Source organism: Nitrospinota bacterium, from assembly GCA_009873635.1.
Lineage (GTDB): Bacteria > Nitrospinota > Nitrospinia > Nitrospinales > VA-1 > LS-NOB.
Genome location: WAHY01000004.1, coordinates 155,797 through 162,946 on the forward strand (window position 1 = coordinate 155,797; position 7,150 = coordinate 162,946).

Here is a 7,150-nt window from a genome sequence, read left to right on the forward strand (position 1 = left end):
TGTTTGCCCAGGATTCCCTGCAACATCGGGCTTATGGTGACACGCCTCTTCCTATAGGTGAAAACCAGACGCTTTCGCAGCCTTATATTGTGGGTGCTATGACTGAAGCTCTTGAATTGAAAGGTGAGGAGCGGGTTCTGGAAATCGGTACAGGTTCTGGTTACCAGACGGCTATTATTGCTGAACTCGCGCGTCAGGTATTTACCATAGAGCGTTTAAACAACCTTTCCCGTAAAGCCCAAAAAATTCTGGAAGGTTTGAACTATATGAACATTGTCTTTAAGATGTTTGATGGAACTTATGGTTGGCCGGACCAGGCCCCGTTTGACGCTATCCTGATAACAGCTTCAGCAAGGGAAATTCCTGAGTCCCTGATTAAACAACTGGGCGACGGGGGACGACTTGTGGCACCTGTTGGAGAAACAGATAAGCAGAAACTGGTTGTTTTGACCAAAAAGGGAGACCGTGTCAGCCGAAAGAATTTAGGAGATTGCAAATTTGTTCCGCTGATAGGAAAATACGGCTGGTCTCAATAATAGTTTAAGCTTGTTGTACGGCAGGCATTTGGCCAGGGCAACTTTATAAAGGGAGGAATTGCAGTGTTTTCCAGAATCATGAAAAAAGGAAATTTTGTTCTCAGTTCAGGGGTCAAATCGTCTTACACCTACGAATATGGAGATCTTTCGGACGCCATGAACGAGGCTTATTGCGAGATGCTGCTGAAAAAACTTTTGGTGTGGCAGAAGCAACATGGCAAGTTCAGTGTGGTGGTGGGTTGTGAAACGGAAGGCATTCGTATTGGTCACCAGTTATCCAAGCTCATGAATCTGCCCTTCTACATCATGCCCAAAAAAAGGTTGGATTATGCCCAGATCGCGGCTTCTCCTCACTCTGCCGAGACACATTGGTTGATAGTGGATGACATCGTCACTACAGGGCATTCGTTCATCCGTGCGGTCGATTATCTTGAGGTGGAAGAAAAACCGGAAACCATTACTTTCGCCTGCATGATTAAGAGAAACCCGGCAAACCTTGACTATTCTGCGGTTCAAGGTGATCCGGAAAAAGAGCAGTTAATGGTTCCCGACGAACGAATGGATTTTATTGATAAGAGACTGGTTGCGTTATATAGCGAAGAGTAAAAGAATTGTTGCCCTGCCGTTTTAGCTTCTTTTAATCAGGTAATAGACTTCTCCCCGCTCGTGATAGTGTCCTGCTTTGGCACCCGCTTTTTGACCCGTGCCAAAATACAGATCGCCTCTGCCTGGCCCCCGTATGGCACTTCCGGTATCCTGGTCCACCACAAATCTTGAAATGGGTTGCCAGCGTACGATCTCATTTTTATCATTGAGAACGGGTTGGCGGACTTTTATGAAAGCAAGTCCTCCGGCAGGATATATGGATTTATCTGTAGCGATGGAACGTCCGCCCACCAGCTCTCCTCCACCTGACCCGCGCGGTCCTTCATCTTCATTGAGAGTGAAAAAGATATATCGTTTATTCTGGTAGAGGTACTTGGAGATATCTTGGGGGTGCTCGGAAAAATATTTTTTTATTCCTTGCATGGAACCTTGCGAAATATCGATAACCCCATCCCGGATCATCAGTTTCCCGATTCCTGTATAGGAATACTGGTTGGAGCCTTGATATCCAACACTTTGACGGGTGCCATCCGTGAACTCCAGCATGCCGGATCCTTGTATGTGAAGAAAGAAACGTTCAAGATCGTCCTTGAGCCATGCTACTTCCAGCCCTTGCCCCTTCAAGGCGCCTTTGTGGTCGATGTCTTCACGGGTGAAACGCCTCCAGGCTTTGTTCTCGGTATAACTTTCGCGAATTCTTTTTATCCCCGTATTTGTGCCTATCAATTGAATGCCCTTCTTATATTTCACTTGTTGCAGGCCTTGCTTGGGCATCTGGTAGATGGGGTAGCGGTAAACAGATGTACGTACTGGACTGGCTTTAATGACCGGACGATAATATCCGGTGAACAATACCTTTTTTTCTTTACCGGTTCCTACACGGTAAAGAACGAATTCTTCGGAAACCTTGTTATTGAATTCCTCAAAAGGAAGATCCCGTTGCAGAATTTCTAAAAACGCCTCCAGGGTTTCAATAAGACGTCCACGTGTTAGGGTGAATGACCCCAGCCTTACCGGTGTGGAAGTTTCTTGCTCAAACATGGCCTGGAGCTGGTTTGTGATGGCTTTTTCCAGAGAGGCACGGCTTAGATCATCTGCGAAACCGGTCAACTCGGCAAGGTTTGATGGATCGTTGAAAGAGTCTGGTTCCTGCGCCAGATTTTTTTCCGGTTTCTCTTTTTGCTTCAGGAGCCTGTCTTGTCGATAGCCTAAATCAGGTTCGCGGGAATCACCATATTTCCCCATACGGTACGGGTATGAGCCTGATGGAACGCTTGGACCCTTTGAGGTACAGGATGCAACTAAAAAGAAAACCCCAATAATAATAGCTGGGTGCAGATTTGATTTGCATTTTAGAAGAGGCTGTTTTGAGATCAATTTCATTTTATCCTTCCGATGAAAGATGGATGCTTTTTAACAGTCTTTGTTCGTCAACCGATGTAGATTTTTTAATTGATCTGAAGCTCTGCGATGGCTTCATTTGCCAGTTGGTCACACCGTTCGTTTTGCGGATGTCCATTATGGCCTTTTACCCAAATCCACTTAATGGAATGAGGCTCGCTTAGTTTCATCAGTTCCTGCCAGAGTTCCCGGTTCTTAACGGGTTGCCGTGAGGCCGTTTTCCAACCGTTGCGAATCCAGCCATTTATCCATTCGGTCATTCCCTTTACGACATATTGTGAGTCAGTCGTTAATCTTATTTCACAGGGTTCCCGTAGTTGCTTAAGGGCAACAATAACGGCAGTCATCTCCATAATATTGTTGGTGGTTTTTGGATCACCGCCCTTGATTTCTTTTATGTGGTCTTTTTGTTTGAGAATGCACCCATAACCGCCCGGGCCAGGATTGCCTTTACACCCACCATCGGTAAAAATTTCGACTTTTTTCATAACTCTCGGTCAGGGATAAGAGGAGATATTGTTTCACGTTTCCACCAAGGTTGGAGTCTTATTTTTAATGGCATGGTCACAAGCTCCAAACTTTTCTTTTTTGACTATAACATATTATTTTTATTGATAAAATTTGATTTCCAGAGTTTTTTTTTGAATCTAAAAAAGAAGTAACCGTCAAGCTATGATATTGTTGGTTATCAATCGTGGGCGGTGCAAAATGTTATCAGCATCTGCCTTTTAAGATTTTGGGGGTGGGGATGGAAAAAGGGAAAGTTGAGAGCGAGGATCAGAACAGGACTTCATTTCAATGCATGGATGCAATTGAGATCAGTTTGTTTATAGAAAAGGAAGGACTGTTTTTTTATGAATCGGTAGGGAAGAAGGTCAAGGACCCACGGATTCAAGAGATGTTTTCCCGATTAGCGGGAGAGGAAAGAGAGCATATCCAGTCTCTGCAAGAAAAATCCCGGTATCTTCAACCAGCAATAGCAGGGAGGGGCAGGCCTAAGGAATATCTCTCTCGATTTATCAAGGAAGAATTGAAGGGTAAGATTTTTCCCGCTTTGAACTCTACTTCTCCGAAAGAAATTCAAACTGATAAACAAGCTCTTGATCTGGGTATTGAGTCAGAAAGAAGATCTATTGAAATTCTAGGTGGCTTGTTGGAAAAGGAGAAAAAACTGGATGTAAAAGCCATTTTTTCTCATTTACTTGTCGAAGAAAAAAAGCACCTTTTGATGTTGCAGGAATTAAAATCCAAACTCTAAAAACAGAGTTTTTGTTCCGCGCTAGAGTTCACTGTTGATGGTTATGCCAGTTCAATAATCTGACTACTTCAGAACCATCAATATCCCATCAAGTTTGTTGAATTAGTGGTTTGCTGAAAGCAGCGGTTTTCGAACCCTTTCCGATGTTGGATGATATGCAGAAATTGCCGAAATTATTTGAGCGTATGGGTTCTTAATTTGTCTTAAAATATTGTTTTAGTAATGTTTTAAGGGTTTTTAGGTTGCGGGATTTTGCTGGGCGGGGCTTTGCCGGGTAAAGTGCATTTAAGCGACTTGGAGGCTTAGACATATCAAGGTATACTCTGGGTGCAATAATACTGATAAAAAATTACGTATATGAAGGTCTAAGCTATTTTACTTATTATGGTTTGACAACTTTTCGAGCCTGGTTTATGATTGAATTCTTTTTTCAAAATAAACTTATAGATTAAGGATTTTTAGAATGAGTCAATATGAGGTCAAAGCTGGGCCGGAGGCCTTTTTGCCACCTGCAGCGGCAACAATGGGAAACGTATTACCTGATCCCGGTGAAGCGCATGTTGGGGGTAAACTAGTGCCTGAGGAAGAGGCATATGAAACAGCCGCCAGAAAGATATTAGGAGCCAAAGTTCCAACTATTTTCCCAGGTCCTCTGGTGCTGTGGAAATGGACCGATCATGTGGCCGAAAAAGCTAAAGCTCTTCGTGAACTGGCGAATGAAGCTCCCATGAGATTAATCCCCATGGCTGACTACAGACCTAAATACCCTAAGATTATTCAGGAGTATGAGATCAATCCGAACCATCCTAATTTGACGATTTGGCATAACAAGATTGATGTATGTATTTTTATAGGCGTGCATTGCCATATGGCTAATTTATCTTTAAAGATTATTCGTGGTGGTACGAGTTGTTACACAATAGCGATGTGTGCTATGGCAGGGCATGAAGACGCATGCCTATCTTTCCGCGATGCTGACCTGAATATGATAGAGAAACTAAAGGCTATGATTAAAAAGCTGAAATCTGAGGGTGTGAAATCTCAGGCCGAGCCTTTTAATCAATTTGTGATGGGTCCATCCGGAGCTATTAACCCTTAATCATATTTATATTTAATTTTTTGATCACTTTAAAGCACTCTTTCATGCGGGAGTAAATTTTATGAATAAACAAGTTGAGCTTAAAGATAGAAAAATAATAGCTTCGAAACACGTAAAACTGGGCCAGAAAAACGCAAAGGGCCAGACTTATACGGATGTGAATGACATTTTTTATAAGGCTGAACAGAAACCCAGTTTTTTAACTGGAAGTGAAGTTATACGTGCCGCGATCAAGATTGCCAGCGTAGGAACTTCGGTTGCCTATCCTATTACCCCCCAGAGTGAAGCGGCAGCACTAATCGGTGAGCTTTATGCTGAGGGTTATCTGGATGAGTATTTTCGTGGTGAAAGTGAATTTGCTGTAATGGGACAATGTGCCGGAGCCGCTTTTGGTGGGCACCGTGTATTCACCACCACAGCCGGACCTGGTACCCTTAGGGCTATGGAGAACTTCCCTATGTGGGCTGGTTCTCGGTTACCAATTCAGGTTTGTGTAACCTGTAGGGGAATAAATTCTCCCCTCAGTATTCAGCCTGATACATTAGAAATGCATTATTTGCTTGAGACAGGCATGCTGGTCTGGCATGCAGAAACCGCGCAAGATCTGTTTGATTTTATTTTGAAGGGTTTCATTGTTGCTGAGCAACCGGATGTTCATGTTCCAATTGCAACTTGTTGTGATGGTTTTTTTGTGACACACACAAAAGATACTGTTGAACTTCCGCCTGATGACATATGCCTGACTCCATATGATCCCTACAGAAATCCGCAGCCAGTTATGGATATGGAAACTGCACCTATTCGTATGATGCGAGATCCCTTTGTTATGAAATCCAATTATATCAGTTATGCCACCCATGCCTCCTGGCAACAGGAAATTAAGGCGGCAGTTGAGCGTTCACGTAAGCATACTATACCTCTGTTGGACGGTCTGATTGATGAACACAACACAGACCGAGAAATTCTTGTTGTTAGCTCTGGAACAGCTGTTTCTCAGAGCCGTGAAGCCATCCGTCTGCTTGAGGAGGAAGGTATTAAGGTTGGGTTAGTTAAAATTAAAACCATTAGACCGTTTCCGTATGAAGAAATCAAGAAAGCTACCAAGAACGCGAAGCATATTTTTGTTCCAGAGTTCAATGTTGGTGGCTGGCTGGCTCGAGAGATTAAGTCTACAATTCCGGATAATGAACGGGTTTATGCTGGTCCTCATGTTGCGGGTGGCATGACCATGCCTTCTGAAGTGATTGTTGATGAAATCAAAAAACATTTGGGCATGGAAACAGCTGCTACAGTAAGCCTTGGATAGATCAGGGATAATAATTTAAGTCATCATTCCCTTACGGGAATTTATTTTAAAGGGGAGCTTATGAGCAAGGAAAAGATTGTTTTATGTGAAGATCTCGCTGATATTATGCCACCGGAATATCAGGAGTTAGTTGAAACAGCTACCTTTGGTAATCAGGATCGTGGTTGGAAAGACATTGGTTCTTCTAAAGAGTTAATTGAACAGCACTCTTTATGTGCAGGTTGTCCAGAGTCAATTGCTTTTCGTTATATTCTTGCTAGTCTTCCAGCACCGGAAGATACAGTATTTGTTGGGTCGACAGGTTGTACCAGTTTGGTATTCCCTCATGTGGCAGTGCATAATATCCACTCACTGTTTGGTAATCAGAATGCGATTGCTTCCGGTTTAAAACGAACATTAAAAGCACGTTTCCCGGATGTAGAAAAGGATGTAGTGGTTCTGGCAGGTGATGGGGCTACTGTTGATATCGGTTTGGACATGACCATGCAGTCCTGGTTCCGACAGGAAAAGTTTACCACTATCTGTTTTGATAATGAACTCTATGCCAATACAGGTGGACAAGAAAGTGGGCTTATGCAGAAAGGCTTTGTGGCAAAAATGGCTCCCAAGGGCAAGAACTTTGAGAAAGTACGTTTGCCGGAAATTGCTCGCGAAGCGGGTTGTGCGTATGTTGCTCTTCTGACAGTTAGTAAGCCCAACCGTGTAGAGCAGGCTATTAAAAATGCTATCCATGTAGCGCGTGAAGTAGGCCCCACATTTGTGCAACTTTATACTCCGTGTATTCTTGAGATTGGTAAACAGAGTATGGAGGGTTTGGATGAAATGAAGGAATCTGAGACCATTGGTGGTCGGTTTGTTCAGAAAGAATACATAACGGACGAAGCCCAGAAATTACTGGATTCCATTAAAGAAGAAACCAAGGCTAGAAAAAAAGCGGCTAAAGC

At 43.3% G+C, this 7,150-nt stretch carries 8 protein-coding genes; 6 read left to right on the plus strand and 2 right to left on the minus strand.

Annotated features, from left to right (window positions below; translation table 11 throughout):
- Both F3741_04395 and F3741_04400 read left to right on the plus strand, forming a co-directional pair.
- Positions 1 to 536, plus strand: a 536-nt coding sequence (locus F3741_04395; protein MZG30040.1) for a protein-L-isoaspartate(D-aspartate) O-methyltransferase, incomplete at its 5' end; no start/stop codon positions are given.
- 63 nt (positions 537 to 599) lie between these two features.
- A complete protein-coding gene (locus F3741_04400) occupies positions 600 to 1,142 on the plus strand; it encodes a phosphoribosyltransferase (protein MZG30041.1) in 543 nt (180 codons plus the stop codon).
- A gap of 21 nt (positions 1,143 to 1,163) precedes the next feature.
- Here the strand turns inward: F3741_04400 and F3741_04405 are convergent, their stop codons facing one another.
- Positions 1,164 to 2,525 carry a hypothetical protein gene (locus F3741_04405; protein ID MZG30042.1) on the minus strand — a complete coding sequence of 454 codons (1,362 nt, stop codon included), beginning with the start codon at positions 2,523 to 2,525 and terminating at the stop codon, positions 1,164 to 1,166.
- Between the two features lie 65 nt (positions 2,526 to 2,590).
- Positions 2,591 to 3,031, minus strand: coding sequence for a ribonuclease HI (rnhA, locus tag F3741_04410; protein MZG30043.1), 441 nt, complete (start codon positions 3,029 to 3,031; stop codon positions 2,591 to 2,593).
- 260 nt (positions 3,032 to 3,291) lie between these two features.
- Here rnhA and F3741_04415 point away from each other — a divergent pair, with 260 nt between their 5' ends.
- The 4 genes from F3741_04415 to F3741_04430 form a co-directional block, all read left to right on the plus strand.
- Positions 3,292 to 3,801, plus strand: coding sequence for a ferritin family protein (locus F3741_04415; protein ID MZG30044.1), 510 nt, complete (start codon positions 3,292 to 3,294; stop codon positions 3,799 to 3,801).
- Positions 3,802 to 4,264: 463 nt separating this feature from the next.
- Positions 4,265 to 4,900, plus strand: a complete 636-nt coding sequence (locus tag F3741_04420) for a carbon monoxide dehydrogenase (protein ID MZG30045.1) — start codon at positions 4,265 to 4,267, stop codon at positions 4,898 to 4,900.
- Between the two features lie 61 nt (positions 4,901 to 4,961).
- Positions 4,962 to 6,206, plus strand: coding sequence for a ferredoxin oxidoreductase (locus tag F3741_04425; protein MZG30046.1), 1,245 nt, complete (start codon positions 4,962 to 4,964; stop codon positions 6,204 to 6,206).
- A gap of 60 nt (positions 6,207 to 6,266) precedes the next feature.
- Positions 6,267 to 7,150 (plus strand): ferredoxin oxidoreductase (locus tag F3741_04430; GenBank protein MZG30047.1); only part of this gene is annotated, 884 nt, incomplete at its 3' end.

What these genes read in the sequence shown, in the direction of transcription:
- rnhA (MZG30043.1), bottom strand. Translation starts at nt 3,031, where the DNA reads ATGAAAAAAGTCGAAATTTTTACCGATGGTGGGTGTAAAGGCAATCCT.
- F3741_04405 (MZG30042.1), bottom strand. Translation starts at nt 2,525, where the DNA reads ATGAAATTGATCTCAAAACAGCCTCTTCTAAAATGCAAATCAAATCTG.
- F3741_04415 (MZG30044.1), top strand. Translation starts at nt 3,292, where the DNA reads ATGGAAAAAGGGAAAGTTGAGAGCGAGGATCAGAACAGGACTTCATTT.
- F3741_04420 (MZG30045.1), top strand. Translation starts at nt 4,265, where the DNA reads ATGAGTCAATATGAGGTCAAAGCTGGGCCGGAGGCCTTTTTGCCACCT.
- F3741_04425 (MZG30046.1), top strand. Translation starts at nt 4,962, where the DNA reads ATGAATAAACAAGTTGAGCTTAAAGATAGAAAAATAATAGCTTCGAAA.